The 26,994-nt window shown below is 40.8% G+C and carries 28 protein-coding genes and 3 pseudogenes; 9 read left to right on the top strand and 22 right to left on the bottom strand.

The window, feature by feature from the left end:
• Positions 1-9: 9 nt before the first annotated feature.
• Positions 10-90, top strand: a pseudogene (locus V7K40_RS07595) (hydrogenase maturation protease); the annotation flags it as partial.
• A gap of 50 nt (positions 91-140) precedes the next feature.
• Here V7K40_RS07595 and V7K40_RS07590 read toward each other — a convergent pair.
• Positions 141-860, bottom strand: coding sequence for a GNAT family N-acetyltransferase (locus tag V7K40_RS07590; protein ID WP_334958220.1), 720 nt, complete (start codon positions 858-860; stop codon positions 141-143).
• A gap of 125 nt (positions 861-985) precedes the next feature.
• On the opposite strand from V7K40_RS07590, the gene V7K40_RS07585 reads away from it, so the two are divergent.
• Positions 986-1,459, top strand: coding sequence for a hydrogenase maturation protease (locus V7K40_RS07585; RefSeq protein WP_334958218.1), 474 nt, complete (start codon positions 986-988; stop codon positions 1,457-1,459).
• Between the two features lie 33 nt (positions 1,460-1,492).
• Here the strand turns inward: V7K40_RS07585 and V7K40_RS07580 are convergent, their stop codons facing one another.
• Genes V7K40_RS07580 through V7K40_RS07570 form a run of 3 tightly spaced genes read right to left on the bottom strand, consistent with a single transcriptional unit; the run spans position 1,493 to position 3,611 of the window.
• The gene (locus V7K40_RS07580) at positions 1,493-1,855 is read right to left on the bottom strand and encodes a hypothetical protein (RefSeq protein ID WP_334958216.1); all 363 of its coding nucleotides are present in this window, start codon (positions 1,853-1,855) and stop codon (positions 1,493-1,495) included.
• Between the two features lie 18 nt (positions 1,856-1,873).
• Complete coding sequence (locus V7K40_RS07575) at positions 1,874-3,160, bottom strand: SagB/ThcOx family dehydrogenase (protein WP_334958214.1); 1,287 nt, start codon at positions 3,158-3,160, stop codon at positions 1,874-1,876.
• On the bottom strand, positions 3,147-3,611 hold the full coding sequence (locus tag V7K40_RS07570; RefSeq protein WP_334958212.1) for an ankyrin repeat domain-containing protein: 465 nt from the start codon (positions 3,609-3,611) through the stop codon (positions 3,147-3,149). Before V7K40_RS07570 ends, V7K40_RS07575 begins: the two co-directional genes overlap by 14 nt.
• A 659-nt stretch (positions 3,612-4,270) precedes the next feature.
• On the opposite strand from V7K40_RS07570, the gene V7K40_RS07565 reads away from it, so the two are divergent.
• Positions 4,271-4,480, top strand: coding sequence for a molybdopterin-binding protein (locus tag V7K40_RS07565; protein ID WP_298918576.1), 210 nt, complete (start codon positions 4,271-4,273; stop codon positions 4,478-4,480).
• Positions 4,481-4,721: 241 nt separating this feature from the next.
• Here the strand turns inward: V7K40_RS07565 and V7K40_RS07560 are convergent, their stop codons facing one another.
• From V7K40_RS07560 to V7K40_RS07500, 13 genes are all read right to left on the bottom strand, one after another.
• Entirely contained in the window at positions 4,722-4,832 is a 111-nt protein-coding gene (locus tag V7K40_RS07560) for a FeoA domain-containing protein (RefSeq protein WP_334958210.1), read from the bottom strand.
• 111 nt (positions 4,833-4,943) lie between these two features.
• On the bottom strand, positions 4,944-5,243 hold the full coding sequence (locus tag V7K40_RS07555; RefSeq protein ID WP_273768381.1) for a 2Fe-2S iron-sulfur cluster-binding protein: 300 nt from the start codon (positions 5,241-5,243) through the stop codon (positions 4,944-4,946).
• A gap of 414 nt (positions 5,244-5,657) precedes the next feature.
• On the bottom strand, positions 5,658-6,032 hold the full coding sequence (locus V7K40_RS07550; RefSeq protein ID WP_334958207.1) for an iron-sulfur cluster assembly accessory protein: 375 nt from the start codon (positions 6,030-6,032) through the stop codon (positions 5,658-5,660).
• Positions 6,033-6,086: 54 nt separating this feature from the next.
• Complete coding sequence (locus tag V7K40_RS07545; protein WP_334958205.1) at positions 6,087-6,890, bottom strand: HesA/MoeB/ThiF family protein; 804 nt, start codon at positions 6,888-6,890, stop codon at positions 6,087-6,089.
• A 10-nt stretch (positions 6,891-6,900) separates the two neighbouring features.
• A complete protein-coding gene (gene nifW, locus V7K40_RS07540; protein WP_334958202.1) occupies positions 6,901-7,218 on the bottom strand; it encodes a nitrogenase-stabilizing/protective protein NifW in 318 nt (105 codons plus the stop codon).
• Positions 7,215-7,430 carry a CCE_0567 family metalloprotein gene (locus V7K40_RS07535; protein WP_334958477.1) on the bottom strand — a complete coding sequence of 72 codons (216 nt, stop codon included), beginning with the start codon at positions 7,428-7,430 and terminating at the stop codon, positions 7,215-7,217. The genes nifW and V7K40_RS07535 overlap by 4 nt, the downstream gene beginning before the upstream one ends.
• Positions 7,431-7,662: 232 nt before the next feature.
• Positions 7,663-8,139 carry a NifX-associated nitrogen fixation protein gene (locus V7K40_RS07530; RefSeq protein WP_334958200.1) on the bottom strand — a complete coding sequence of 159 codons (477 nt, stop codon included), beginning with the start codon at positions 8,137-8,139 and terminating at the stop codon, positions 7,663-7,665.
• Entirely contained in the window at positions 8,136-8,549 is a 414-nt protein-coding gene (nifX, locus tag V7K40_RS07525) for a nitrogen fixation protein NifX (protein WP_334958198.1), read from the bottom strand. The genes V7K40_RS07530 and nifX overlap by 4 nt, the downstream gene beginning before the upstream one ends.
• A 65-nt stretch (positions 8,550-8,614) precedes the next feature.
• Positions 8,615-9,940: a nitrogenase iron-molybdenum cofactor biosynthesis protein NifN gene (gene nifN, locus V7K40_RS07520; protein WP_334958196.1), complete on the bottom strand. Its 1,326-nt coding sequence runs from the start codon at positions 9,938-9,940 to the stop codon at positions 8,615-8,617.
• Positions 9,940-11,397 (bottom strand): nitrogenase iron-molybdenum cofactor biosynthesis protein NifE, encoded by a 1,458-nt coding sequence (gene nifE / locus V7K40_RS07515; protein ID WP_334958194.1) that lies wholly within the window; start codon positions 11,395-11,397, stop codon positions 9,940-9,942. The genes nifN and nifE overlap by 1 nt, the downstream gene beginning before the upstream one ends.
• Before the next feature lie 95 nt (positions 11,398-11,492).
• Positions 11,493-11,834 (bottom strand): Mo-dependent nitrogenase C-terminal domain-containing protein, encoded by a 342-nt coding sequence (locus V7K40_RS07510; RefSeq protein ID WP_334958192.1) that lies wholly within the window; start codon positions 11,832-11,834, stop codon positions 11,493-11,495.
• 150 nt (positions 11,835-11,984) lie between these two features.
• Positions 11,985-13,520 carry a nitrogenase molybdenum-iron protein subunit beta gene (nifK, locus tag V7K40_RS07505; protein ID WP_334958190.1) on the bottom strand — a complete coding sequence of 512 codons (1,536 nt, stop codon included), beginning with the start codon at positions 13,518-13,520 and terminating at the stop codon, positions 11,985-11,987.
• A gap of 227 nt (positions 13,521-13,747) precedes the next feature.
• A complete protein-coding gene (locus tag V7K40_RS07500) occupies positions 13,748-13,939 on the bottom strand; it encodes a nitrogenase molybdenum-iron protein subunit alpha (RefSeq protein ID WP_334958502.1) in 192 nt (63 codons plus the stop codon).
• Between the two features lie 185 nt (positions 13,940-14,124).
• Here V7K40_RS07500 and V7K40_RS07495 point away from each other — a divergent pair.
• From V7K40_RS07495 to V7K40_RS07485, 3 genes and pseudogenes are all read left to right on the top strand, one after another.
• Positions 14,125-15,459: pseudogene (locus V7K40_RS07495) on the top strand (site-specific integrase); the annotation flags it as partial.
• 148 nt (positions 15,460-15,607) lie between these two features.
• The gene (locus V7K40_RS07490; RefSeq protein WP_334958188.1) at positions 15,608-15,937 is read left to right on the top strand and encodes a hypothetical protein; all 330 of its coding nucleotides are present in this window, start codon (positions 15,608-15,610) and stop codon (positions 15,935-15,937) included.
• A 107-nt stretch (positions 15,938-16,044) separates the two neighbouring features.
• A complete protein-coding gene (locus V7K40_RS07485) occupies positions 16,045-16,719 on the top strand; it encodes a RusA family crossover junction endodeoxyribonuclease (protein ID WP_334958186.1) in 675 nt (224 codons plus the stop codon).
• Between the two features lie 72 nt (positions 16,720-16,791).
• Here V7K40_RS07485 and V7K40_RS07480 read toward each other — a convergent pair whose 3' ends face one another.
• Positions 16,792-17,361 (bottom strand): Uma2 family endonuclease, encoded by a 570-nt coding sequence (locus tag V7K40_RS07480; RefSeq protein ID WP_334958475.1) that lies wholly within the window; start codon positions 17,359-17,361, stop codon positions 16,792-16,794.
• A 491-nt stretch (positions 17,362-17,852) separates the two neighbouring features.
• Here V7K40_RS07480 and V7K40_RS07475 point away from each other — a divergent pair, with 491 nt between their 5' ends.
• Positions 17,853-18,227 carry a hypothetical protein gene (locus V7K40_RS07475; protein WP_334958184.1) on the top strand — a complete coding sequence of 125 codons (375 nt, stop codon included), beginning with the start codon at positions 17,853-17,855 and terminating at the stop codon, positions 18,225-18,227.
• A 530-nt stretch (positions 18,228-18,757) separates the two neighbouring features.
• Here V7K40_RS07475 and V7K40_RS07470 read toward each other — a convergent pair.
• A complete protein-coding gene (locus V7K40_RS07470) occupies positions 18,758-19,297 on the bottom strand; it encodes a DUF2267 domain-containing protein (RefSeq protein ID WP_334958182.1) in 540 nt (179 codons plus the stop codon).
• 272 nt (positions 19,298-19,569) lie between these two features.
• Here V7K40_RS07470 and V7K40_RS07465 point away from each other — a divergent pair.
• Positions 19,570-20,383: pseudogene (locus V7K40_RS07465) on the top strand (dienelactone hydrolase family protein).
• Between the two features lie 141 nt (positions 20,384-20,524).
• On the opposite strand, the gene V7K40_RS07460 reads toward V7K40_RS07465, so the two are convergent.
• From V7K40_RS07460 to V7K40_RS07450, 3 genes are all read right to left on the bottom strand, one after another.
• Positions 20,525-21,172, bottom strand: coding sequence for a methyltransferase domain-containing protein (locus tag V7K40_RS07460; RefSeq protein ID WP_334958180.1), 648 nt, complete (start codon positions 21,170-21,172; stop codon positions 20,525-20,527).
• Between the two features lie 121 nt (positions 21,173-21,293).
• Positions 21,294-23,489 carry an ATP-binding protein gene (locus tag V7K40_RS07455; RefSeq protein WP_334958178.1) on the bottom strand — a complete coding sequence of 732 codons (2,196 nt, stop codon included), beginning with the start codon at positions 23,487-23,489 and terminating at the stop codon, positions 21,294-21,296.
• A 479-nt stretch (positions 23,490-23,968) separates the two neighbouring features.
• Positions 23,969-24,394, bottom strand: a complete 426-nt coding sequence (locus V7K40_RS07450) for a hypothetical protein (protein WP_334958176.1) — start codon at positions 24,392-24,394, stop codon at positions 23,969-23,971.
• Positions 24,395-24,934: 540 nt separating this feature from the next.
• On the opposite strand from V7K40_RS07450, the gene V7K40_RS07445 reads away from it, so the two are divergent.
• Positions 24,935-26,548, top strand: a complete 1,614-nt coding sequence (locus tag V7K40_RS07445) for an AAA family ATPase (RefSeq protein WP_334958174.1) — start codon at positions 24,935-24,937, stop codon at positions 26,546-26,548.
• Positions 26,549-26,994: the final 446 nt, after the last annotated feature.

The following is a 26,994-nucleotide window of genomic DNA, read 5'->3' as shown; positions in this document are numbered from 1 at the left end:
TTTTATCCCATGCTAACTATTATCGGTTGCGGAAATCTAAATCGCAGTGACGACGCAGTAGGCGTAATCATTGCCCAACGCTTACAAAAATAATTTTTCAGAGGCTTTGTCTATATTATTAGTCATAGCCTCTGTTTTAGTCATTTCTCATTGCCTGAATTAGAGCCTACTCGGTACCAGTATTCATAAATTGGTTTATAGCCGAGTTTTTCATACAGGTTCCGAGCTGGAATATTCGCTTTGACTACCTGTATATAAGAAAAGTAAGCTCCTTTATCAATACCCCATTGAAGCAAACCCTGAATAATTGCTGTTGCATAGCCACGCCGCCTTTGTATTGGACTAGTAACAAGGTCAAAAATGCCTAAACAACCACATTCTAAAACACCTATTCCACAAGCAACAATTTCCTCATTTTGCTTGAATGACACAAACAGTATTTCTGACTGTATTCCTGCCAATATCATATGATGAATACTTGATGGTTGCTCTGCCAAAACTTTCAATTTATGGTAAGCAACTAACCAATCCTTCAAAGTTTCCTGATTTATAATAGGTACAAGATTAAGTGATCGCTCTGATAATGTCATGCCCATTACTAGGGATGGCTCAATTAGTTGATATCCCCTTGTGGCTAGCCGTTCATCTAATACCTCTGGGTTAGTGAATGAGAGCAAGCGGAAAATAGGGTTTTGTTTACGCGCTCGATATTGAGACTCGCAATAAGTAATTTTTTCTTCAATGTCTAAATCAATTTGATCCAGAACGCTCACTGAATTTGCTCGCTTGGTATAACCATCAGCAAAACGCATTAGCCAACCACGATGGTTGATAGTTTCAAAAGCAGGCCATGCTTTCAATGAAATTTCTTCAACTACTCTCTGCATTTAGAACTGGCAAGAAATGTCTACCTATTTATTCAACCACTCTTAGTGGAATCGCACTAAGAAAAGCCTAAAAGCTTGTGTAGCCTTAATCTGATTCTATGCTAACTATTATTGGTTGCGGAAATCTCAATCGCAGTGATGATGCAGTAGGCGTAATCATTGCCCAACGCTTACAAAAATATCTCGCTGAAAACCCTAATCCTCATGTGCGTGTTTATGACTGTGGCACCGCAGGGATGGAAGTAATGTTTCAAGCTAGAGGTAGTAAACAATTAGTAATTATTGATGCAAGTTCAACTGGTTCTGAACCGGGTGCTGTATTTAAAGTTCCAGGAAAAGAACTGGAAGCTTTGCCAGAACCTAGTTATAACTTGCACGATTTTCGCTGGGATAATGCTTTAGCCGCCGGACGGAAAATATTTCAGAATGACTTTCCCGAAGACGTGACAGTTTATTTAATTGAAGCAGCAAATCTGGCTTTCGGACTAGAGTTAAGTCCTGCTATCAAACATTCTGCTGATTTGGTTTTTGAAGAGGTAGCTGCACTTATCAAACAGAATATCAACTTTTAGTTAACAATCCAAAATCCAAAATCTAAAATTGAATCACGCCCAATCCCGATAAACAGAAAGTTCATCTACCCTCATTTCAAAAGGTACGCCTTGAATCTCTGGCGGACAAACACGGATTTTAGCACTGCTGACAACTCCGTAGAGTAATGTCCCCATTGGGACTATTTTTTGCAAAATACGCCAATTAGTAACTTGATCGGGACATTCAATTACCAATGTCAGAGCATTTGCATGGGTTGTGACATACCACCGACAAGTAGATAGAAGATTTTGAATCGTGCGATCGCAAGCCTCATAAAAGTATCTACTAATAGAATCCTCTAGTTGCTGTCGCAGGATAATATCTGCTGATGTCGGTTGCATAGGATGTGAGTCATCACCATTACAGTAATACATCTTTCTTTAGCTTCCTACTTATATTCCAATTACCATTCCATAAAGTACATCTTTATTTGTTTCTAATAATTCCTGGGTTTCCTGATCATAATAAGCACCTATTCCACTACACTGAATTCCCAAATAATTACTAGTTAAATAAAGTCTCTGTCCGATAAAACCAGCTATTTGCATAGCAGTTTGATAATTTAAATAATCTGACACAAAAAATAAAGTTACAGCGCCATCTTTAGCAATAGCTTGATTAATACATAAGTAACCTGTCTTTTCACTAAAATTACCTGTCTTAATCAGATACGTACCTTTATATAACCCAGGTGTCATTCCCTCTACTCGATGCACAACTGAGTAAATTTCTATTTCCTCATAATTTTCTGTCGGTATTGACTGCTCAAGTTGCTGTACTATATATAAATAATCTTCTTGAGAAATAGACTCTTTCCGGAAACGTCTAATAGAACGTCTATTCCAAACTGTTTGAAAAAATTTATCCTTGTCAAAGTCAAATTGAGGATACTCTAATTTCTGCTGGCGACTATTTTGTAGAGTAGTTGCTTGGTAGGTATCTTCAATAAATTGATTGGATTCAAAATAATCAGTACCGCAGACAAAAGGAACTTTCAGCCTTAAGTGTCTGATTTTCTTGTCTTGTAGTTCTCCTGACACCGCACAAGCAGTGATAAACTCTTTATTCTCAAATCCCAAATCTGAATTGAGAGTGAGTTTGTCAAAGTCAAAAATTAGTTGTATATCTCGGTTGTGGAGAAAAGCTGAAGCAGCGATTGCACCTAAATGATGTCCGCTATCTAACAAGCAATATCTCATGCTCCTGTTTTGATATTTCCAGCTAGACCTATAATAAACACAACTAATTAAAAAGATGAATCCGTTGATACTTTTGCCCGGTATAATATAACTCTCTAAGCCATCATCAATTAATTCATAGATGAGTGTTAGATAATTATTCTCAACTTCTAGATGATATATACCATCTATTATTCCCTCAATACCGCGAAGCTGTACGTAAACTTCCGTGGGGTACAAAGCGCCTGCTGATGGATTCACTCGCAGTTTATATGGGCCATCTTTATACACTTTTTCCAGAGTTATCGCACTGGTTAACCAGATGAAAGAATGAACAGGATTATTGAGATTTAATTTCACTCTCCGATAAAATTTGGGATAAACTTTAAATGAAGATGGCTGTGTTGAGGCATCTACATAATTTGGATTAATTTGTACTGATAAGTAAGAATGCTTGGTAGCGTCATGATAGCCTTCGCCAGATATCTTACTTTGTGGCATTTTTGAGTATCCTTAAAACTTCTACATTGCTGGCAAAATCGATAGCTTTATAGTCGTCTAAGTTTTTCAAATCTAAGTTAGGATGATGCGGTAAAAGTAACTTAACGACTTCTGTCTTTCCGGCTGATGCTGCATACATTAAAACAGTTGCACCATTATCATTTTGATTGTCAATGTTAATGTTGACAGCCAGCAGCAAATTAATTAAATCGTAGTGGTTTCCAAAACAAGCAAACCACAAAGCATTATTGCGATCGCTATTTCGAGCATTAATATCCACACCTGCATTAATCAGTTCTTTGACGACTGCATAAACTCCCTCTCTTGTAGCTTTCATCAAAGCGGTATCGCCATTTTCACCTAACTGATTTAAATTTCCAGGATTATAGCCTTTTGCTATTAGCCATTGGGTTGTTGATCCACTCAAATCTTGCCTGCTAACTTGACTCATAATTGTTCTTTAAATGTCAAAAATGTAAGTAATTACCTAGCATAAAGTTGCTTGGAAAACTTAATGGTGGGCAATACCCACCATTATTTTAAAATCCTATACGAGTAGCTGAAGTCTAGTAGTTTACCTAAGCAACTTTCTCAGGTATTCAAAAGTTTGGTAAAATGAAAAAAATATTTTACCACTCCCTACTCCCCGCCCTCATCCAGCAATTTTGGATTGGTCGAGTACTAAGTTGATTAGCAACAATTTAGCTTAGTTATATATTATCACTATGATAATTTTGAATTATGAATCATTTATAAAGATGCCTAGATATATCTCAGGAAAATATTAAAATACAATTTAAATGCAGTATTTTTTACAATATTATTTCATCATCTAGAGTAATAGCAGATATAACTTTTGCGTAAATACTTACTAGTCCGCTATAGCGTCAGTGTGCCTAGCTTTAATAATGGGATTTTGCCCATTGTCTTATCTTGCTCAAATTTGATGTAATGTTTCCATTGAATCTTGTGTCTAATAAAACAGAGATATAAATATAACGCTGAGATTTCCTTTATATCCCTAACAGTTATTAAGAAATATCAAAATTTTTCCTCTTTTCAAAAAAAAATGTTAGTTTGTTTAAGTACGAAGTCAAACACACACATAAAATGGAAATTAGCGCTCGTAACTCTATCCAAGGCACTGTCAAAAAAATTGTACATGGTTCAGTTAATACTGAGATAACTTTAGAAGTGGCATCAGGTGTAGAGTTAGTGTCAATAATCACAAAATCATCAGCTGAAAATCTCGGACTTGTAGAAGGTAAGCAGGCTTATGCCGTGATTAAATCATCAGATGTGATGCTTGCTGTTGAATAAAAAATAGGTAAGTTGCCTTTTTTTTGCAAGCGGTATCTTTAATACGAAATTGCATTCATATCGATAAATTGAGTGACCTCACTCGTGGAATTAATTAGGAAAGGAGTGAGGTCAAGAAGATATTCTATAGATGTTAATTAATTAAATTATCAATATTGTGGATATAAATAGCGCGAATGCTTTCTATATCTACTGCTAAAGATGTGTTTTCTACTTGAATAATTAATCAAAAAAAGTTTTGTTATAAAATGATAGTAGTTCCTGGTGTTACACCCATTGATATAAGTTTTTTCAAGATAGTTTCATCCTGAGTTTTATAGAAAGTAACGATTCCTCGCTCTCGCGTTATCAATAATTTTAATAATTATAAATTAGGAATTGTGAAGGGAAGAAGGAAGTATATTTTCATCCTTCATCCTTCATCTTTTATTTGGTTCCCAAAAGTAGCAACCAAAGTAATAGTTTAGACAAGATAGGGTTCTTGATGTGTCTTAATTGTGCAATTAGAACGAGGATAAGTGACACAAAGTAGAGCGAATCCTTTAGAAATCTGTTCGTCATCTAGGAAGTTTTGATCTTCTTGATCAATTTCACCTTCAACGACCTTGCCAACACAACTAGAGCAAGAACCTGCTTGACAAGAAGCTGGCAAGTCAATATCATTGTCGTGCGCTGCATCCAAGATAGTGGTCTCTTCGTCAACTTCAATTGTGGTGTCGAGGTTTTCTTTTTTGCTGATTAATCTAACTTGGTAGGAAGCCATTTCCCGATTCTCCTCAAATGTTATACAGTTGGTCTAATTTACGAAGTTTTTGAGCAACCTATCCTACTTTTTGCTTCCCTTCTTCTTACGGAGATACTACGCTTAGTTGGCTTCTCTATATCGGTAAAGGATGCAACACGAACTAGAAGCTACCTCAAGGCAAGGCAACGCATCTATGGGAAGCCTCTACAATTGACTGTGCCAATTTTAGATTTTAAATTTTAGATTTTAGATTAAAGAATTGAAGAATTAAAAATTATTTCGGTTCATGCCCCGACATTGTGTGGGTGGAACAAATCCTTTTATCCAAAATTTCAAATCCTCAAGCCACAACTCTTGTGGAGTGGTTTCTTTCAATCCAAAATCGGCAATCCAAAATCCAAAATTCCTTGACTTGGCGCTAACGGAATAATGTTAGCTGCAAGGTACACCAGTAGGCTTACTGTCACCTGCTTTGAGGGACTTTCCACAACCACCGCATTTATCAGTTGCATTGGGGTTGGTGAACTTAAAACCGCTTTCCATCACTCCCTCAACGAAGTCAACCACAATTCCTTCTAATAACGACGCACTTTTGGCATCAACGTAAACCAGCACTTTGCCTTGCTGGCTTACCAAATCATCTGGTTGGGGCTTGCTGATGATATCCATTGCATATTCATGGCCACTGCAACCACCATCTTTTACTGAGATGCGGATACCTTTAGTTGCGCCATTAGCGTTGGGTGCGGAACCTCGGAGCAATGCCTGCAGATGTAATTCTGCTTTTTCTGATAAAATAACGGCCATTAGGTCTCCTGATTTATAGCGATTAGTTGTTCTGATTTCAGGTGGGGACGAAAATCAACTATTTTGTGCAATACCCGTGGCTTCCATCGAATTGGATTGCGCGTGTCTCCAAGGGGCACTATTACCGCATACTGGACAAGAGCGATCGCGGTGAGAACGGCGTTTAGCAAATTCCATCCGATTCAGGTCGATTGTCAGCAATTGTGACAATAGAGGCTGACTAAACCCGGTGATCAGCTTGATCGCCTCCAGCGCTGCTAGACAAGCCAGTGTCCCAGAAACAGCGCCTATAACTGAAAAGCCGCGCCGATCCCAATCTGGCTTTTCTGGAAACAAACAAGACAAACAAGGAGTCACACCAGGAATAATCGTTGTCAGGTAAGCCTCCATCCCGTCCATCGCGGCTTCTACCATTGGCTTACGCCAGCGCACGCAGGCTTCATTCAACAAATTGCGCTCTGTAAAGTTGTGGGCGCAATCAAGAGCCATATCAGCGGACTGCACTAATGAATCTACATTTTCCGGAGTGATGTAATCATGAACAGTTTCCACTTGGACATCAGGATTAATTGCGTCCAGAGTTTCTTTAGCTTTGAATACCCTTGGCTTACCTACCCAATCATCGGTCATCAGAACCTGACGATTCATATCATCCAGCCGCAAGTCACCACCCCGGACTAGGATTAGCCGCCCAACGCCCGCTACTGTTAAGTAAAGCGCCGCTGTACCGCCTAATCCCCCCACACCTGTAACCAGAACTGTCGCTGACTTCAAGCGCTTCTGTGCTGTTTCGCCAAAATTCGGAAGCATCATTTGGCGACGATAGCGTTCTAATTCGGTAGGCGTTAGGTTAACCAATTTATACCTCTTAATCAGAAGTGATTTCTGTCAGTGTGACTACATTTTTCGGCTTGTCGTTAAACACTTTGAACAGCTTTTGTTCGTGAGGTGTTGATTCAATAAATACCTGATAGGCTTTTTGTAAAGCCAAAGAATATTGATTTAATTTCTCTTCTTGACTCAAGTCAGGAGACTGCTCATCAATTTCCTTCATATATTGAGAAAACTTTTTCAGAATATGTAGACGATTTACATTTACAACTTCTAAGTCGTAAGACATTTTAAAGAATTGAAAAAATTCTTCTGCATCTACGAGCTTATTGAATTCATCAATTGTTCCAGTCATTTAGCATTCTCCAATTGTTTCAGATGTTGCTTTAACTCATCTAACTTGCGATAGATTTCATAAGTTGCGGCTGCAACATCCATAAGTTGTTTGTAATCTGTTGGCAGACCTTCAGCTAAATCATGCAGATCCATTTTCATTTGACCTGCTTTGCTGTTAAGCCGTTTGATTTGTCCTTGTAGTTCCTCAATACTGGTTTCTTCTGCTTGCACAATCAGCCACTCCACATTGGATTTTGGATTGTAGATTTTAAATTTTGGATTGGATGATATTGTTTTAATCAAATAGTGATGAGACTAGTACAGCACGGCAGAAATCTAGCTACCATCTCAATTAACCCGACAAAGAGATTAAGCCCTTTGTTTAAAGGTAGGCAAACTTCTGTCACAGTGTACTAGTGATTAAAACTTGAATCCAAAATCCAAAATCCAAAATCTAAAATTGTTACAGGTTGCCAACTTCCGGAAAGCGTTTCGCCAAATCAATACCTTTTTTGACGTAGTTTTCTCCCTCTTGGGCTAATTTATCAAGCGAGTCAAAGCCAAAGCGATGAGCATCTCGCAAGGTTTTCACAGTTAGCAAAAGACGACCAGAAAAAACTAACGCCCAGCCAAATCCTTCATGGCTTAAATCAACCACAACCTGGGATATCAAACCTGTTTCCTGTTCAATCCCAGCAGCTACAGCTCGAAAGAATGCCATAATTCGTGCTTGAGTTATCGGATCAACTTCGCCCTCAATGGAGATTTCCCGTTTCTTTTGTTTGGTGACAAGAAAGGGTTTGAGAATCAATTCATCCGACCAACTACGATAAACTCCATAACTGTCTTGACCCCGAATTTGTTTAATTAATACCTTAAGGAAAGGCGAGTTCAAGACTTCAGTTGTAGCGGTTCCATTAACACTATTATTTGTGGTCATACTGTTGCTTCATTTTCAACTTCATCGGCAAAATTTGTAGTTTTTTGCTGTAAAGCTTTACGTAACCAAGGTGGGGGATTACCTTTGAGGGTTTTCACTAGCTTAGTTAGCACTTGACTAATTTCGTCTTCTTCCGATCGCGCCTTCACGGGGGTGACACCTTTCTTGATTAACCGAGCCGCAGCGCTCCCACCAATTGCTAAAACGTAAATAATTGTGCAATCACCTAATGCTTCAATTTTTGGTGCGAGTTTGCTCTCATTATTCTCTTCTTTGATTTCATAATTAAATTTGATAGTTTCTAAAAAGTGATATCCGTCATCTGAAATTTCATAAACATCAATTTGTTCTGACCCTCCAAAGTGAGTATTAATATGAACTCCGTCACTTGTCGTAAAGGCAATTTTCATCGTGCTTTGTCCTTTGTCAATTGTTAGTTGTCAGTTGCTAATGACTAGTGACTACTGACGAATGATTATTGTACAGACGCGATTAATCGCGTCTCTACTAATGACTCTTCTTGTTCTAAAAACAAGTTGCCGATGCCAAACAAAAGTTCCATCGTGCCTCGATAGCCAACTTTGGTAAACTGACCATTACCTAAACGGTCATAAATTGGCAGTCCGAGACGATAAAGAGGAACCGAAAGCCGTTTAGCGATCGCACTTACATTTGAGTTACCAATCAGCAAATCAGAACCGTCTGCTAGACTCTCAAAATCTTCCAAATCACCGATAGTGATGCTTTTAACCGAGAGTTTTTCTAGTAAGTGCGATCGCGTGGTAGTCACCGCAGCGTGAATCTGCGCTCCCATAGATTGCAGGAAATGCACTGTTGACCACAGCAAATCTGGTTCTAGCGCTAGGGAAACTCGTTTTGCACCGAAGTAAAAGTGAGTGTCCAACATCGCATCTTGCAACTGACGGCGTTGGCGGCAGTATTTTTCGGGTACGCTGTTACCACTCAGAATCGCTAATGCTTGGATAAACTCATCTACCGATTCTAATCCAGTCAGTTCGCTAAACACCTCATAAGGTGTGCCAAAGCGTTCTTCTAGAATCTTTGCAGCATCCCGCATACTTTCACCCAATGCTAGGGTAAAAGCAGAACTACCTACTTCTCGTAGCTGTTTTAAGGTAGTTCCACTGACTGTAACCGCACTATAACCATCCTCTAAGTGTCCATCTAAGGAAGCCCCAAGGTCAGGTACAAAGATAGGCACCAGTCCAAAGGCTGTGACTATCTCTTTGATTTCTTGTACATCCCCTGGTGTGAAGGCAGAACCCGCCAAAATCGTGACTTGTTCAGTTCTGAGTTCACCTGGTTGAGGAATTTCCTTAACTATGCTTTCCACAGCAACAGCAAAGCCATCTTGCAACGCACCTTTAAAATCTGGGGTAGGTGCAAAAACGATCACTAAATCATTCAATTCTGGATGGCGATCGCGGATTTCCTTCAGAAAACCCTCGATGTCATCGCCTCTGGTTTCAGTCAACCCAGTACTACATAAACCAATAATTTCTGGGTTAGCTTTTTCTACCAGAGTCAGAATTGCTTGCTCCACATTCTCTTCACCACCCAAAATGGTCGTGACTTCTGTCATCGCTGTGGTAGCTAAAGGAATCGCTTCCCGGAAATGCCGCACCAGGACAACTTTGGCGAAAGCAGTACAACCTTGGGAACCGTGGAATAAGGGCATCGTCCCTTTCAACCCCAAAAAGGCTAAGGTTGCGCCCAAAGCTTGACTTTGCTTGAGGGGATTAACTGTCAGTGATTTATTGGAAACAGTAACGATCGCCATTAAACTTCCTCCTCTGACGCTCGTTCGCTCTTAGCGTCTCCCCTTGGGAGAAGACTCGCTAACGCTTCTCTACGAGAGGCTTCGCCAACGCTATCCCAAGGAGCAGGCTTACGTATTTGCTCCCAAATTGGGCTATACAGAGCTTCATACAGTTCCCGCGCCATCTCAATCATCCCCACATAACCTGCATAAGGATGGTGACGTTCTTGGTTGATATCAAGGAAAGGAATTCGAGCTTTCAAAGCGGTGTATTGGTTACGACCACCAGCAATCAGCATATCTGCTTTGGTGTCTTTAACCACTTGTAGCAATTCTTTAGCGTTACCCTTCTCCAACATGATGCCATCATTGCCGAGCAACTTCTTGATTTTGGCTTTATCTTCCTCAGTACTTTTTCTAGTACTGGTAGCAACAACTTCAATACCTAAATCTTTAGCAGCGGATATAATCGACCAACTCTTAACACCACCTGTATATAAAATAACCCGCTTACCTTTGAGTCGAGCGCGATAGGGAGCCAATGCCAAATCTAAAGCAGCCGTTTCTTCTACAATCAGCTTTTCTGTGCGTTCCTGTAAATCAGCGTCGCCTAATTTAGCAGCGATATTTCGCAGACAACGATTCATATCATCGATGCCGTAGAAAGACTCTTCAATGTAGGGGATGTTGTAACGCTCCTCCATCTTTCTCGCCATGTTGAGCAACGCTCGTGAGCAGATCATGACGTTGAGCTTGGCACGGTGGGCGTAGCGAATTTCATTGTAGCGAGCATCGCCCGTAATTTTAGACAAAATACGGATGCCTAATTTTTCTAACAGTGGTGTTACTCCCCACATTTCTCCGGCGATATTGTATTCACCGATTAAGTTAATATCATAGGGCGTTGTCTGTTCCGGTTCTGCTGTGCCGACAACATATTCCAACAAAGATTCACCACCAAAACGGTTGCCGAGATTTTTACTGCCAATGAATCCTGGTGCAATGACGGGAATAACAGGAGTACCGATTTTTTCAGCTGCGGCTTTGCAGACAGCATCAATATCATCACCAATTAGGGCAGTAACACAGGTAGCGTAGACGAATACTGCTGCTGGTTGGTAGCGCTCTTTGAGTTCCAGAATCGCTTTATAGAGCTTCTTTTCGCCACCGAAGATGACATCATTTTCACCCAAGTCAGTGGTAAAGCCCATTTTGTAGAGTTGAGGGCCAGAAGAAAGACTACCACGACTGCCCCAGGAATTACCAGCACAGGCGATCGGCCCGTGGACTAAATGAGCAGCATCTGCGATCGGCACTAGGGCAATCATTGCACCATCAAAGGCGCAGCCCCCTTGAGCTGCGCCAGGTTGTGCCTGTTGGGCGCAAGACTTGTTTTTCTTTTCGGATTGTTTGTGCTGATTATGCTCGCATCCTGACTCAGTGAGCAGCTCGTTGATTTTGCCTTGGGTGATTTTCATCTCTCTTTTCGTGCTGGATGGCAGTTGTTCTTTGTCATTTGCCCTTTGTTATTTGAATAACTCATGACTAATGACTAATGACTAATGACTAATGACTAACAAATGTATTTTTTGACATCCTCTCCACATTCATCAGCGAGGTAAGATAAAGCACGGAAACGCAATCCTACAAATTCCTCATATAAAGGATTGAGTTTACACAATGCTGGGATATCAATAGACCGCCCAAATAATTTAATTTGTCGCTCAAAGGGACAGCAACAAGGAATTGTTTGGCAAATTAGATGAGCGAAGCGATTATTTTTAACCTGAATTTCATTCACCACACGACGCAAGGGATTAAGAAGATTGTTGAACTTCCCTGGTTTTTTATAGTTAGGTGGATGGTAATTCGGATGAGTGTGAGTGTGTTCGTGAGTGTGATTGATGGTTTCCATCTATAGATACCTTGGGTAAATGCTAGAAAGAAAAAGGCGGAAATAATTCATAATTACGAATTACGTTAGCGAATCCGCAAGCGTCATTACGAATTACGAATTACGAATTATTTCCGCTCTTAATTAACGCGTTGTGTTTCTACGCAATTCCTAACGAATCAAGTCGTAAGAAATATCTGTCTTAGAAGGAATGTTGGTGTTGCGATCGATTTCTTCAAACAGGGTATTTACAGTCCAGTTGAGGAGGTTGATTATACCTTGGTAACCAATGGTGGCGTAGCGGTGTAAGTGGTGACGATCCATGATCGGGTAGCCGATTCTCACAAGGGGAATCTTGGTGTCGCGCCACAGGTACTTACCGTAGGTGTTACCGACAAGGAAGTCTACAGGTTCGGTGAACATTAGAGAACGCATGTGCCACAAGTCTTTACCAGGCCAAACAGTTGCATTCCTACCGAAGGGGCTAGAAGCGAGCAGTTCTTTCATTTCTGCTTCAAATACTTCGTTGCTGTTGTGAACCAAGATATGCACAGGTTCAGCTCCCATTTCCAGCATAAAGCCAACTACGCTGTATACTAAATCTGGTTCGCCGTAGATAGCGAAGCGCTTGCCATGAATCCATGAGTGGGAGTCAGTCATCGCATCAACTGCGCGACCGCGTTCATTTTCCAATTCTTCGGGAATGGGTAGACCACTCAGTTCGCTGAGTTTCATCAAGAACTCATCAGTACCCTTAATACCCCAAGGACGGCAAACTGCGGTTGGTTGCTTCCACTCTTTTTCAATGTACTCGCGGGTTTTGACGGTGGAGTGTGCTTGCAGAGCGATCGTAGCTTTAGCATTAATTGAATCTGCTGCATCTTCTAGCTTTGTAGCAGTTGGATACATGTCGAACTCACCTGTGTTTGGTGAATCCAGGTAGTCGCTGTTGTCAGCTAGAAGGGTGTAGTCTAAACCGAACAGGGAAGCAATCCGCTTGATTTCGCGGTTGTTGCCTACATAAGTGTCAAAACCTGGGATGAAGTTGATCTTACCATTGCTGGTTTCTTTCTTATGACCTGCTGTCAGGTTAGAAAGAATTCCCTTCATCATGTTGTCGTAACCAGTGATGTGGGAGCCAACAAAGCTAGGGGTGTGAGCGTAAGGTACTGGGAAATCTTGAGGAACTGAACCTGCACTCTTAGCGTTGTTGATGAAAGCTTGCAAGTCATCACCAATTACTTCTGCCATACAGGTGGTGCAGACAGCAATCATCTTCGGCTTGTAGAGTTGGTAAGAGTTCGCCAACCCGTCAATCATGTTTTGCAGACCACCAAACACGGCTGCATCTTCAGTCATTGAAGAAGACACACCAGAGAATGGTTCTTTGTAGTGACGAGTTAAGTGGGTGCGGAAGTAAGCAACGCAACCTTGAGAACCTTGAACAAAAGGTAGAGTACCTTCAAAACCAACAGCAGCAAAGATTGCTCCCAATGGTTGGCAGCCTTTAGCAGGGTTAACGGTTAAAGCTTCACGAGCGAAGTTCTTTTCACGATAATCCCAACTTTTCGTCCATTCTGCAACCCGTTCTACTTCTTCGGCTTCGTGACCATTTTCAAACTGCTTTTTGTTTTCAAATAGCTGTTTGTACTCCGGTTGGTGGAATAACTCTACGTGGTCTTGAATTTTTTCTGGATTCTGAGGCATTTCTGGATCTCCAAGCTTACTGAATTCTTTACTTATCGAGGAATGAGAATTTGAGACGGTAGAGACGCGATTAATCGCGTCTCTAATAGGAAGTGGGAATATGATTCAAAATTCAAAATGCAAAAACCAAAATTAATTTTTATTTTTAATTTTGAATTTTGGATTCCCAACTCCCCACTGGGGTTTTAGCCCCAGATTATCCCTACTTATCTCTCTCTTCCATTTCCCTAAACGGCAGCTGTAGCCTTAGCTGTAGCTGTAGCCTTAGCTTCAGCCTTCTTAGCCTGAGCTTTTTCATTCCAAGGAGCGCCAATTAATCCCCAGGTTGGGCTGTTGAGTGCCAAGTCCATGTCGCGTGCGAAGATGGCGAAGCCGTCATAACCGTGATAAGGACCGGAGTAATCCTTTTTGTGGTTCAATAGCTCTAAACAGCCTAATGTTTGCAGTAAGCAATGTCTGTGCTAAACATTGTTCGCTGATAACACATTTATTTTTAGGCTAAATATAGGCTAAAAATACAGCGATGCATAATCAGGTTCAGGACTCATGCATCATCTAAATGTTGTCCTGAGCCAGGGCGATTAGAAATCGCCCGTTTTTTTGCTCATCTCTGCAAGCACAGCAGCAAAAAGAACACATGAGAACGAAAGTACTACTGGAATTACAGAAAGTTAATCTGCGTTTGAAGTCTGCAAAAACAAAGGTGACAATTAGGGAATCGAATGGAAGTTTGCAGTTACGGGCGACGTTACCAATTAAACCTGGAGACAAAGATAGTAATGGTACTGGAAGAAAGCAATACAATCTCAGCTTAAATATTCCTGCTAACTTGGATGGACTCAAGACGTCTGAGGAAGAAGCTTATGAATTAGGGAAGTTAATCGCTCGTAAAACTTTTGAATGGAATGATAAATATTTAGTAAATGAGGCAATTAGAAAAGATTTTACAACTATAGGAGAATTACTCGAACAATTTGATGAAGAGTATTTTAAAACTCATCAACGGACTACCAAAAGCGAGCATACTTTTTTTTATTACTTTTCCCGCACTAAACGATTCACTAATGCTAAAGATTTAGCAACTGCTGAAAATCTGATAAATTCAATTGAACAAATCGATAAAGAATGGGCTAAATATAATGCAGCTAGGGCCATATCAGCATTTTGCTTGACATTCAAAATCGAAATCGATTTATCTAAATATTCCAAAATGCCGGAGAATAATTCACGAAATATACCGAGCGATGCGGAAATATCTGAGGGAATTATCAAGTTTGAAGATTACCAGAATAGCAGAGGTAATCAAGTTAATCAAAATGTTCAAGATAGCTGGCAGCTTTGGCGCTGGACTTATGGAATGTTAGCAGTTTTTGGTCTACGTCCACGGGAGCTTTTTATTAATCCTGACATTGATTGGTGGTTAAGCAAAGAAAATGCAGATTTGACATGGAAAGTTCATAAGGATTGTAAGACTGGGGAAAGAGAAGCATTACCGCTATATAGACAATGGATTTCCGACTTTGATTTGAGAAATTCTAAATATTTAGAGATGTTGGGGAGTGCGATCGCTAAAAAAGATAACACTAATCATGCGGAGATAACCGCATTAACACAGCGAGTTAGTTGGTGGTTCCGTAAAATAGGATTAGATTTTAAACCATACGATTTACGCCACGCTTGGGCAATTCGGGCGCATATTTTGGGGATACCAATCAAAGCGGCAGCGGATAATTTGGGGCATAGTGTGCAAGTTCACACGCAAACTTATCAGCGTTGGTTTTCACTAGATATGCGGAAGTTGGCAATTAATCAGGCTTTGAGTAAGAGGAATGAAGTTGAGTTGATTAGAGAGGAGAATGCTAAGTTGACAATGGACAATGAGAGGTTGAAGATGGAGATTGAAAAGTTGAAAATGGAGTTAGTTTATAAACGGAGTTAAATTTGTTGAGAAAATTTATGTGGTGCGTTGCACTGCATGACAACTCACCCTATTAGCTACGTATATTTAACTAAGTTTGATATAATTACTGATGCTAGTCAGCTATCTTAAGTTTAAGCTTTAATAGATTGCAACAAAATTATAAACTATGCAAGAAGATGATTTAGAAGAGTTACGTAAAAGATTTCTTGAAGCTATTGCTGCTCAGAAGTTCATAGAATTAAAGCTTGGGAGTGACCGAAGTAATGAAATTAATAAGTTGAAACAACAGTGGAGAAAAATCAAACAAATCTTTACTGTTATTCCAGATTTGAATATGGAATCAAATCTCATCAGCTCTAAATACCAATATTTTGAATCGCAATTACTCAAACTTCAACGGGAATTGGAATCTACAAAAACCCAACTTATGGAACAGCAGAGAATAACAAACAATCTTATTAAGCAAAATGCTATGACTTTAAAAAAAATTAAATAATTAAGTAATTTTATTAATATACCTCCTAATTTAGAGCATATAGATTATTCAGATTTAGACACTTTAAAAAACCTGATTAATGAATTATAATAATTATTAATATAAAGATGAGTGATGATGAACTGATCAAAGCACTGGAAGCTGCGAATGATGGAAGAGAGCCTTCACCATTTGGCTCACTTGAATTTAAAATTTCAGGATCTCCGGTGTCTATTCAAGCAAAAAAAGCGGCAAGGGATGAGTACGTTTCTCGCATAAAGTCTTCATTTGGAAAAATTGATTACTTATTGATTGGTGATATTTATTTAGAGTTTTGCTGGTACATATCAGCCAAGAGTCGTTACGAGACAGATGCAAACTCTGATCTTGATAATGCTTTGAAGCCAACGATAGATGCATTAACTGGGACTGACGGATTATTCATCGATGATTGCCAAGTTAAAAGTCTTCATGTCGCTTGGTCACACTCCATGTTTGGTACTGAGTATATTAATGTCAGAATAGATTTTACGCCAGATGAGTGGTCTTGTGGTGATGATATAATATTCATCGATATCGGACAAGGGCTGTGTGTATTAGCACCTAAACTTTTGCCACCAGAAGGAAAAAAGCTATGGACAAGTATGTTGAAGACTAATGTTATTTCAAAAGACGCATTGCTTTCTTTTGGAGCATCTTATCCAAGCGTTGCAGGCTTGCTTGGAGCACCAAGACCTTTTCATAGAACTAGAGTTAGAGGGTTTGAGGTCGTAACTTTAAATGAGTATGCAAATAACAGCTAATAAACAAGTACGATCGCATCCCTCCCAAATCATACATTGTCATAAAGCACAACATATTCAACCCAGGCTGATTTACTCAAAAACAACGCCGCGATAAATTTCTGCCATCGATAATGCGAGCGCAACTGAATCTAAAGAAATAGATAACTCTAAGCCACTAAAATCACTGAGTAACCAACCTTCTGCTTGTTTACTGTAGCGTTCCACAAAAGGTTCATCCTGCTCAACTAATAAATATTCGCTAAAACTCGCAATTGAGCGATACATCCGAAATTTACTTTGTCGGTCGTAATCTGCGGTGGAAGGAGATAGAACTTCAACAATCACAATGGGATTCAAAACTTCATCTAAGCGATTAGCATTTAGTTGCGGTTCGCCGTCAAAAATCATTACATCTGGATATACTCCGCGTCGATATTCGGGAATCCACAGCCGCAAATCGCTGTTAATTGGCTCGAATTGAGTATCACGCAGCAAAGAGCTAAAATAGGTCAAAATGTTCCGACCGATGCGGCTGTGTTTGAGCGTTCCTCCAGGCATGGGTACAATTTCTCCATCTCGATATTCGCTGCGTCCTTCGGCTTTTTCTTCGATCGCACGATATTCATCCAAGCTGTAGCGGCGCGAGATGGTAGAAATCATAGGTCGTAGGCGATCGCATTGGCCATAAGACAACAATATTATTTTGTCACAGATTTAGTTGTGAGGTGATATCGTGCTGCGATGATTGATTTGGTGCATTGCGCTGCGCGACAACTGACCCTAAAAGCTGGTTTTGAACTTCTAAATCGAGTTTTGAACTTCTAAATCGAGTTTTGAACTTCTAAATCGAGTTTTGAACTTCTAAATCAAGTTTTGAACTTCTAAATCGAGTTTTGAACTTCTAAATTAAGTTTTGAACTTCTAAATCGAGTTTTGAACTTCTAAATCGAGTTTTGAACTTCTAAACCTATTAATCTCAACAAATTTCAGCAAATATACTTGCATTTATCTTGTGTACCATGCTCTAAAAGTTCTGTACCTTCACTCAGGCTGATGCATCCGCTTATTGCGTATTTTATTGTATATAAAGAATTCAGTGTAAAACACTACCAGAGTTCTCTATATTAAATTAATCCAAAAAGGAAAACTTTATGGCGCAACGGAGACGAAACTCGATCGCACTGACCAAAGCTGAACGACGCATTGAAGGATTGCAGACGATTAACGCTGACTTAGACTTTGGCAATGGATTGTCAATAGCTACTTATAATACCATGATTCATGAGTTACGAGAGAAGCTAGCTGCCCATAATCAAACACGAACAATGATGGATAAGACGCAGAATGCATTAGAAGAAGCAGAACGTGCGTTGAATACTTATTCTGAGCAGATGCTGCTGAGTGTTGCATCTCGCTATGGCAAAAATAGTGATGAGTACGGGATGGCTGGTGGAACACGCAAGTCAGATTATCGACGAAAAGCACGCCTGGTGCTTAACCAAACGGTGAAGTCTGCGGAGTTATAAGTTAGGAGTTAGAAATAGAGACGCGATTAATTGCGTCTCTACAGGAGTTAAGAGTTAAAATTTATCTACACAAAAGCGATAATTCTGTCGAATATGCTCAAAGACAGTGTAAAGAACAGTGCGATCACTTACGACGAGCTACGGTTACGCATCGATCTGTGGAGTGCGTTATACCTTGCGACAAAACACCCTAAAAACTGTTGAAGTGTTACAGGTTATTTACTTACAATCTGCCCTTGAACAGTTTGGGCGACGCCGATAGCGTAGCGTTAACGACGCAGGAGCGTCATAGCCCGTCGTAGACATCGCTATTTTTTACATTTAGGACTTACGCAAGCGTCAAGAAAAACCAAGCCTTTACGATTACTTCGCTTCTCTACGAGAGGCTGCGCCAACGCTCGTAATGACGTAAAATCGTAGCCCGTGCGTAAGTCCTAACATTAATGGTTGTGAATCAGTAAACCTATTATATAGAGAGCCTGTTTGTGATCATTACTCACAAACAGACTTGACTTTTTATAGCCCTCTAATTAAGCCTGTTCCCAAAGCTGACGTACATAGTCAGGTAGCCAGCTAGCAATTTCCTGAATCCGCTCTTCGGAGAGTTCGTCTTTGGTAGCAGAAAACACCGCTTTAACTGCTTGCTCTCGCTCGACTGAGCGTGGCATTCCGCTTTCATTAGCAACTCGGAACAAGAAGCGATCAGAATCGATATTGAAGATACCTGGGCCTTTGAAGGGTGGACGAACCCGGCTCAAAAATCCCACAATTGGATTGGTGTCTTTCCAGAGGTCAGCTACTTCAAACTGGAGTGCTTTTTCATCCGTAGGCACAGCCTCTGTATGCAGTTCTGCCTCGACGCGATCGCTGGTTTCTGTGGTCATCACGTCACGCATAACGCGAAACACAACTTCGGTAAAGTCTCTTGCATCATAGGGGTCTGCAAATCCGGCTTTGACCTGGACTTTTTCTAGAAACGAGCGATGTTCGTCTGCGATCGCAGCTCGAGAATCTTCAATCTCTGTTGGGTCAATTTCTGGAACGTTTGTCCTAAATGATTCATCAGGCATTGTTTTTTCTTGTGCTTTTTAATTTTAAGTGTTTATGCTTATCTTAAGGTCGCATAAATCAAAAACCCTTAGTATCATCCAGAAGTTTGAGATGTCATCCATTCAAAAGTTAGAAATTCAACGGATAAACTGAGATATTTTGCATCAACACCCACAAGTTAGTTGTGTAGCAATGGCGATCGCTGGTGTTTTTGCCCGTTGCAGACATTGCCCATCTGTGTGCGAAAAACAGTCAGAATAGATGAGTTGGTATAAAATCAGCCGAAACAAAGATGGTAGAAACGACAAACATCGAAATTAACACCACAGAAGTCAAAGTACCTAACAATGGCTTAGAAATCGATGCTTACTTGGCTCGATAAGTATAAAAGGAAACCTTTGGTGCGGTTATAGTTTTTCGAGAAATTTTTGGAATCAACAGTAATATTCGAGATATCACCGAACTAATAGCTAAATAAGGTTATGTAGCAATAGCACCTGCGTTGTATCAACGTATTGCTCCTGATTTTGAGGCTGACTTTAGCCCAGAAGATGTTGGCTTTAGCCCAGAAAGCTATTGGCTTGGCTTGCAATACTATCAACAAGTAAAGTATCAGGAAATACTCAGCGATATTCAAGCTGCGTGGGCGTAGCCCGTCGTAGACATCGCTTACCTAAAAACTTTACCCAACGTCAAAGATGATGCGATCGCGGCTATTGGTTGCTATTTTGGGGGGCATGTTTTACATAGCTGCAATACCCGATATCAAAGCAACAGCTTCCTTTTACGGTGGTGGGATTACCACTGCTAGTTATGGTGAAGACACTCCAACCATTAATCGCACCTCGGAAATTCAAGGTACTATTTATGCATTTTTTGGAACAAGAGATGCGTTAGTTTCGCAAGAGGAAAACAAGCAAATTGAGGCAGAATTAAAGAAACATAACATAAATCATCGTGTATTCCGATACGACGCCGGACACGGATTCTTCGCCGGATTCTTTAAAGACAAGTACCCATTCTTAGAGCAGAACCCAAGTTACAATCCTGAAGCTGCTCCTGATGCTTGGAAGCATGTTCTAGAACTGTTTCAAAATAACTTGTGATCTGATTTCAGGCTAATCAACCTTCCTTCAAAAATGTTCGTAGTCAGGACTTCAGTGCTGATTTTGTTCGCGTAGCGGATCGTAGTGAGGATTAAAGTCCTCACTACAAAACAAAATTACAAGACTGCGATACTGTTAACTTTAACCTTTTGAGTTTTTAAGGAGTAATTGACAACCACATAAAAACGGATTTGGGCTTTCTATGCGATCGTCCATAAGCACTTCAATGGTCAGCTTACTGTTGTAAATCAATTCGTCATAATCCATTAATGCATCCCATTTGATTTTGCCAGTCGGGAAGCCTAGCTGTGAAGCTGCATCAAATATTAACTCTTGCCATTTCTGAATTTCTGGATCTTGCGATTTGCAGTAATCGAGAATGGCAATAAATGCACCAGGCTTGGTAACTCGTAACATTTCCTTAAGAGCAATAACTGGATCGTCAACAACACAGAGGGTGAATCCCGACGCTGCTGCATCAAAGCTATTATCAGGAAAATCAAGATTGCAAATATTCGATACCTTAAAGGTGATGTCTGCGGATACACGCTTTTTACGTGCTTCATCCAGCATCTTATGAGAAAGATCAACACCGACGACATGCACCCCTTCAGGGTAGGCTGAAAGATTAAGACCTGTTCCTACCGCAGCATCTAGTACGGTTTGTCCTGGCTTGAGCTGCAAAGAAGCAATTAGGGGTTCGCGCTCAATGTGCCAGTAACGCCTCATAATTGCGTCATAATCCACTGCTCCCTGATTGTAGGTTTCAATCACCTGATTTATCTGCATAGGTTTCTTAACAAATAGAACTACTGAGTTTAACTCTCTGTTTAACGGTATAATCTGTTATCGCTCAAACTTTGTATGTACTACTACTTAGAAAACTTGACAATTCAAAATCAGTATCAAGTTAAACCACTCCATCAACTTTTAACTCCAGAGGAACCTGAATGATAAATTCGGTTCCTTCTCCAAAGGTTGAGAAGCACTCCAGTTTACCGCCATGTTTTTCTGTAACGATTTTGTAGCTGATTGACATACCCATTCCGGTTCCTTTGCCAACGGGTTTGGTGGTGAAAAAGGGATCGAATATTCGTTGCTGAAATTCTTTGGAAATACCGACTCCGTTATCAGCGATCGCCACTTCTAACCACGTTGAATTAACCACCGATGTGCGAATCTTAATTCGACTGGGATTGTCCTGGATCTCCTGATAGCTACGCTTGGCATTATTTTCTTCTAACGCATCAATGGCATTTACTAAAATATTCATAAACACCTGGTTGAGTTGTCCGGCATAGCATTCTATTAAAGGTACAGTGCCGTAGTCTTTGATCACCTCAATTTCCGGTTGTTCTGATTTAGCTTTGAGGCGATGTTGCAAAATCATCAAGGTACTGTCAATGCCTTCATGAATATCAACGCTTTTAAATTCTGCTTCGTCGATGCGGGAGAAGTTTCGCAGCGACAGGACAATTTGGCGAATGCGATCAGTGCCCATTTTCATGGAAGACAACATTTTTGGTAAGTCTGACTGCAAAAACTCAAAATCCATGTCTTCAGCAGCAGTTTGAATTTCAGGGGCAGGGTTGGAATCATACTGCTGATACAACTGCACAAATGCTAATAAATCCTGGGTATATTCCTGCACATGGACAAGGTTGCCATGAATAAAGTTGACTGGATTATTAATTTCGTGTGCGACTCCAGCAACTAATTGTCCCAGACTAGACATTTTTTCACTTTGAATAACTTGAGCTTGAGTGCGCTGTAATTCCCCTAATGCATTTTTGAGTTCAGTAGTGCGATCTTCTACCCGGTCTTCTAGTTCTTCCTTACTTTTCTCTAAGGCAGCAAACGATTCGTGCAGTTGTCCTGCCATGTGGTTGAAAGAGTTGGAAAGGGTATTAAGTTCTCGAACAATGCTAGTTTCTACTCTCTGATTTAAATTGCCAGATGCCATTGCCTCACTTGCCCAATTTAGGCGCAGAATCGGGCGTACAATCCAATGGGAGGTAAACACGCCCATCACCGAGGCAACGACCAATGCACCAAAACAAAGTGCGAGTGTGGTGCGCGTGTTGGCGTTAATTTGCTCCATAAATATGTTTTCTGGCACAGTCACTACCATCAGCCAATTCAAGCCATACTTGTCACGCCAAGGTAGGACATCAACAAAATGCCGTTTTCCTTGCACCTCAAGTTCAAAATCTGTGTCTTGGGTGATAGACCCAAACCCGAAGGTTTGGAGGTGTTTGGCAATGTTCTGTATGATTGGGTCAGAACTGTTGATCGCCCGCAATCGCCGGATCTTTTGATTAACGAGGACAAAAGGCTTCTCTGTACTAGAACTGGCGATTAATGTGCCATCCCGCTCTAAAAGGAACACTTGCCCAGATTTACTAATATTTAAACTGCGTAAAAAATCGCTGAGTTTCAGCAGGTGAATATCCGTTGCAATCATTCCTAGTAAGCGATTTTGCGAATCATAGATCGGACGACTGGCAGAAGCGCTGATGTAAGGGCCCGTTGGAAGATTTGCAGTTACAATCTTTCCCCAAATAGGTTTACCAGCAGCGATGGGTTGGGTATACCAAGATTCATTGAAATTGTTCCAATTCCATCGAGCATTGACTTGAGTTCGATTACCTTGATTGTCTGTGGCATAGGTGGAAGTATTATTGGGAAGCTTGGCAGTCCAATCATCAATCGTGATTGTCTTGCCATCATAACGAGCGGCTCCCAGCCCCTCACCCGTTGTTAGTCCAATACCAATATAAGTCAGGTCATAAGCCTGCATCTGATCCCAGAAATACTTGCCAAGGGTTTTGCGATCGCGCACATCTAAAATTCCCCTGCGGATGGCATCTGCGTTGATTTGATTCAGGGTTTGCGGTATGGAAAGATAAGACTTCAGGTGTTCATTCACTACATCGGTGGTGCGATCTATCAACTGTTCTGCTAGGTCGTTAACTGCTCTTTGTCCATTTTTAAAGGACAAATAACCCACTAAACTGACTGCTGCAAAAATTTGGATAACGAAGGGAATAATAAGAACAATCTGTAATGGGAACGCTTTATCTTTGCTGAGATAGTGAGTCTTCATTGCTGGAAACTGGAAGTTGTGCTAATTTGATTTACTTTTATAGTTCCCAAGATGCCTACATACTCACCTTTGTTTAAATTTTTTTGTCAGTACCTTATGCAAATTTAGTGCGATCGCATTTACTTAAGAGATTCCACAAACTGGTTTCTTCGCCGCTAATTTTGCCTTAACTTGTAGGGTGCGTTGTCGCAAAGCACGATAATATCACTTTGCATCTATGCAATCATTTGGGCTTGACAAAATTTTGAGGAATAGACATCTCCAGAAATTAGGTTTTCACCTTGACAGGATAAGGGTTTGAGATTCTTTTTCAAAGATGTCTAGTATAGTACTTCTCAATTGAGTCGAATACAGACCTAACCCCCAATCCCTTCCCTACTAGGGGAGTAAGATTCAAAGCCTCTCTCCTTTTAGGAGAGAGGAATGGAAGTGAGGTGAAAGTGTATTGCATACAAAGGAAAAGCGCTATAGGGCACATCCTAAGTTGTCGCTGCTGCTTTATTTCCATTCTTGCTCTCCACACTGGCAAGGAATGACGGTTGCTGATCACTGGGAGTTGGCGACTCCCCTCGCAGTCCCTTGCGGCGCTGGTTCTTAGGAACTCCTCCCGCCATGCCGTACTCTACACTGCTTTTGCCATATCGAGTCCCAACTGCCATTAGCATATGCTCTGTCATATCTCCCAACTCGTCTTCTGTTTCCAGCATTTCACGATACAATTTATCTAAGCTGGAAAGGGCACTGTTATATGCATTTTCTTTAGTTCGCATCCTTTCGATCATGGTTGAGAAAGCAGGTAAGGTAAGTCCATTGCCTAAATCTAAACTCGGATCAATAGAGTTTATGCTAGCCGCACGACGCACTGCTCTTTCTAACACTAGGGAAGTTCTTTTTCTACGAGCCATGAGCTACACCTTGTAATATAGTACGGTTAATATTCTTTACCTTATAAAATATCGGTATAGATCAGCCTGAGAGAATTCCGGCAAATCTGCAATGGTTTTTGCTACAAACGCGATCGCCGTCATAAATGCGCGAAATACTGAAATGAGAAAGCAAACTGGGGTTTGAGAAAGTAAAAGCTGCTTTTGCTTGCGGAAAACACCAAAATGAGAAAGTAAAAGCTGCTTTTGCTTGCGGAAAACACCAAAATGAGAAAGCAAAAGCTGCTTTTGAGTAAGTAAAAGCTCATTTTACTTGCGGAAAACACCAAAATGAGTAAGTCAAAAGGTATTTTGAGTAAGTCAAATGCCATTTTGCTAATTAAATTCGATTTTATTTATTTTATTGATGCAGTGAGCAATTATAGTCATTGTAAAAATCTCAAATCAAAAATGGGTATAACAGAATACAGAAATAGATTGTATAACTAGTTAGGGGATACTGCCATCTTCTTTCGCCTTGTATATTGTCTATAATTACAAAAGTCTAAATGGTAACACGCCGTGACCTTCGATTTGACTATTCCTCGCTCTGCTGGCGAACCACTCAATCTCACTGTCAGCGTGGGAGAAAACCTATTTATTCTTGGTGCTAACGGTACTGGCAAGTCCAGTTTGATGCAACAGTTATATACTCCTCATCACGCTAATGCGCGACGAATATCGGCACATCGCCAAAATTGGTTTTCTTCCAATGCAATGGATTTATCACCCAAGCAAAAGCAAGACTATGAATCCCATATGCGAAGCGTAGACACTAGTCTACAGTCGCGCTGGAGAGACGATTTCGCTACACAACGCACGAGCGTTGCGATCTATGACCTGATTGACGCCGAAAACGTACGTGCTCGAGCAATTGCCGATGCAGTCGATGGCAACAACATTCAGCTTGCAAAGACTCTTTCAAAGAAAGATGCTCCTATAAAGGTTATCAATGAGCTTCTACGTCTTTCAAATATTCCTATTGAGATATCTGTCAGTGAAAGTGATCAGGTAGTTGCAAGCAAATGTAGCGGCACTCCCTACAGCATTGCGGAGCTTTCGGACGGCGAACGTAATGCCTTATTAATTGCGGCAAACGTACTGACTGTTAAGAGCGGTACATTGGTACTAATTGATGAGCCGGAGCGCCACCTTCATCGCTCCATTATCTCACCGCTCCTGACACTTTTGTTCTCCATACGGCATGATTGTGCATTCATTGTGTCTACGCACGACGTGATGCTGCCCCTCGATAATCCGGGTGCACGTACGTTGCTTATCCGAGGCTGCAACTATGCTGGATCTTCCGTCAGTGGTTGGGACGTGGATCTTGTTCCTCCCGAAACTGAGATCGATGATGACCTCAAAAAGGACATTCTTGGCGCGCGCAGAAAGCTCCTATTCATTGAAGGCACTGAGCGAAGCCTTGATAAACCACTTTACAGTTTAGTGTTTCCAAACGTCTCCGTGGTTCCTAAATCGAGTTGCCGTGATGTTGAACATGCCGTTTCCAGCATCCGGGACGCTGGCAATCTTCACTGGCTTCATGCTTTTGGTATCGTTGATAACGACCGACGTACGGAAGCAGACATTAATCGGCTTAAAGAGAAGGGTGTATATGCCCTTTCAGTCTTCTCTGTCGAGTCGATCTATTACCATCCATGCGTTCAATCCCTTGTTGCACAGCGCTATGCAGTTGTTACAGGAGATGACGCCCCTACTTGCCTCACTAATGCCAAAACTGCTGTGATTGCGGCAGTCCAGCCACATATTCAACGTTTGAGTGTGCGAACAGCTGAAAAGGCGATTCGTGAAGAGTTTTTTCGGCATTTGCCTCGAAGAGAACAAATTGCTAATGGTGAACCCATAAGTGTTTATATTGATGTGGTTAGTGTTGTCACAGCAGAACGTGAAAGGTTACAAGATGCACTTGATGCTGGCAATTTGGCAGAAATTATCTCACAATATCCGGTTCGCGAAACGCCTGCCCTAGAAAAGATTGCAAAAGAACTTGGGTTTCAAAACCGTGAACAGTATGAGAAGGCTGTGCGGAAACTACTAATGGATGACAATGATGCACTAACTTTTGTAAAATCTCTCTTCGGCACGTTGGAATCTGACATTGAGGCAGCATAATTGCATGTTGTGCGATCACATCCCTCTTGTCAGCTTCGTTGCGCTGCGCGACAACACACCCTATCAATACTAGGAATTTGATAATATTAACAAAGTAGGCGCTCGCCCACGATTTAACTCAAGTGATCTACTGTGTAACAGCTACTAGTTGGGGGAGATTTTCAAATCTTTTGCGCTGGCCGTTTGGTTAGAGAATAGCTCTAGCTGAATCCTTTCGCTGCCGAGTTGGGGTCAAACTATGATCTGGCAATAATTGCTCTTTATGAAGTAAAAAATAAATCTCTATAGTTGTCTAGTATTTATATGGCAGCAAAAGTACTATATCAAAACTTAAAAAATAATCTCTTGTAGATTAGACTTGTCGCTAAATAAGAATAAAAAATTATGAAATGCTATTGTGGATTTCACTCTGGCAATTTATGCAGCCATCAAGTAGAAATTCCATA

This window comes from Nostoc sp., assembly GCF_036917195.1.
In the GTDB taxonomy this organism is placed as follows: domain Bacteria; phylum Cyanobacteriota; class Cyanobacteriia; order Cyanobacteriales; family Nostocaceae; genus Nostoc.
The sequence above is the reverse complement of the archived record's forward strand: the minus strand, read 5'-3'. Positions and strand labels throughout refer to the sequence as shown.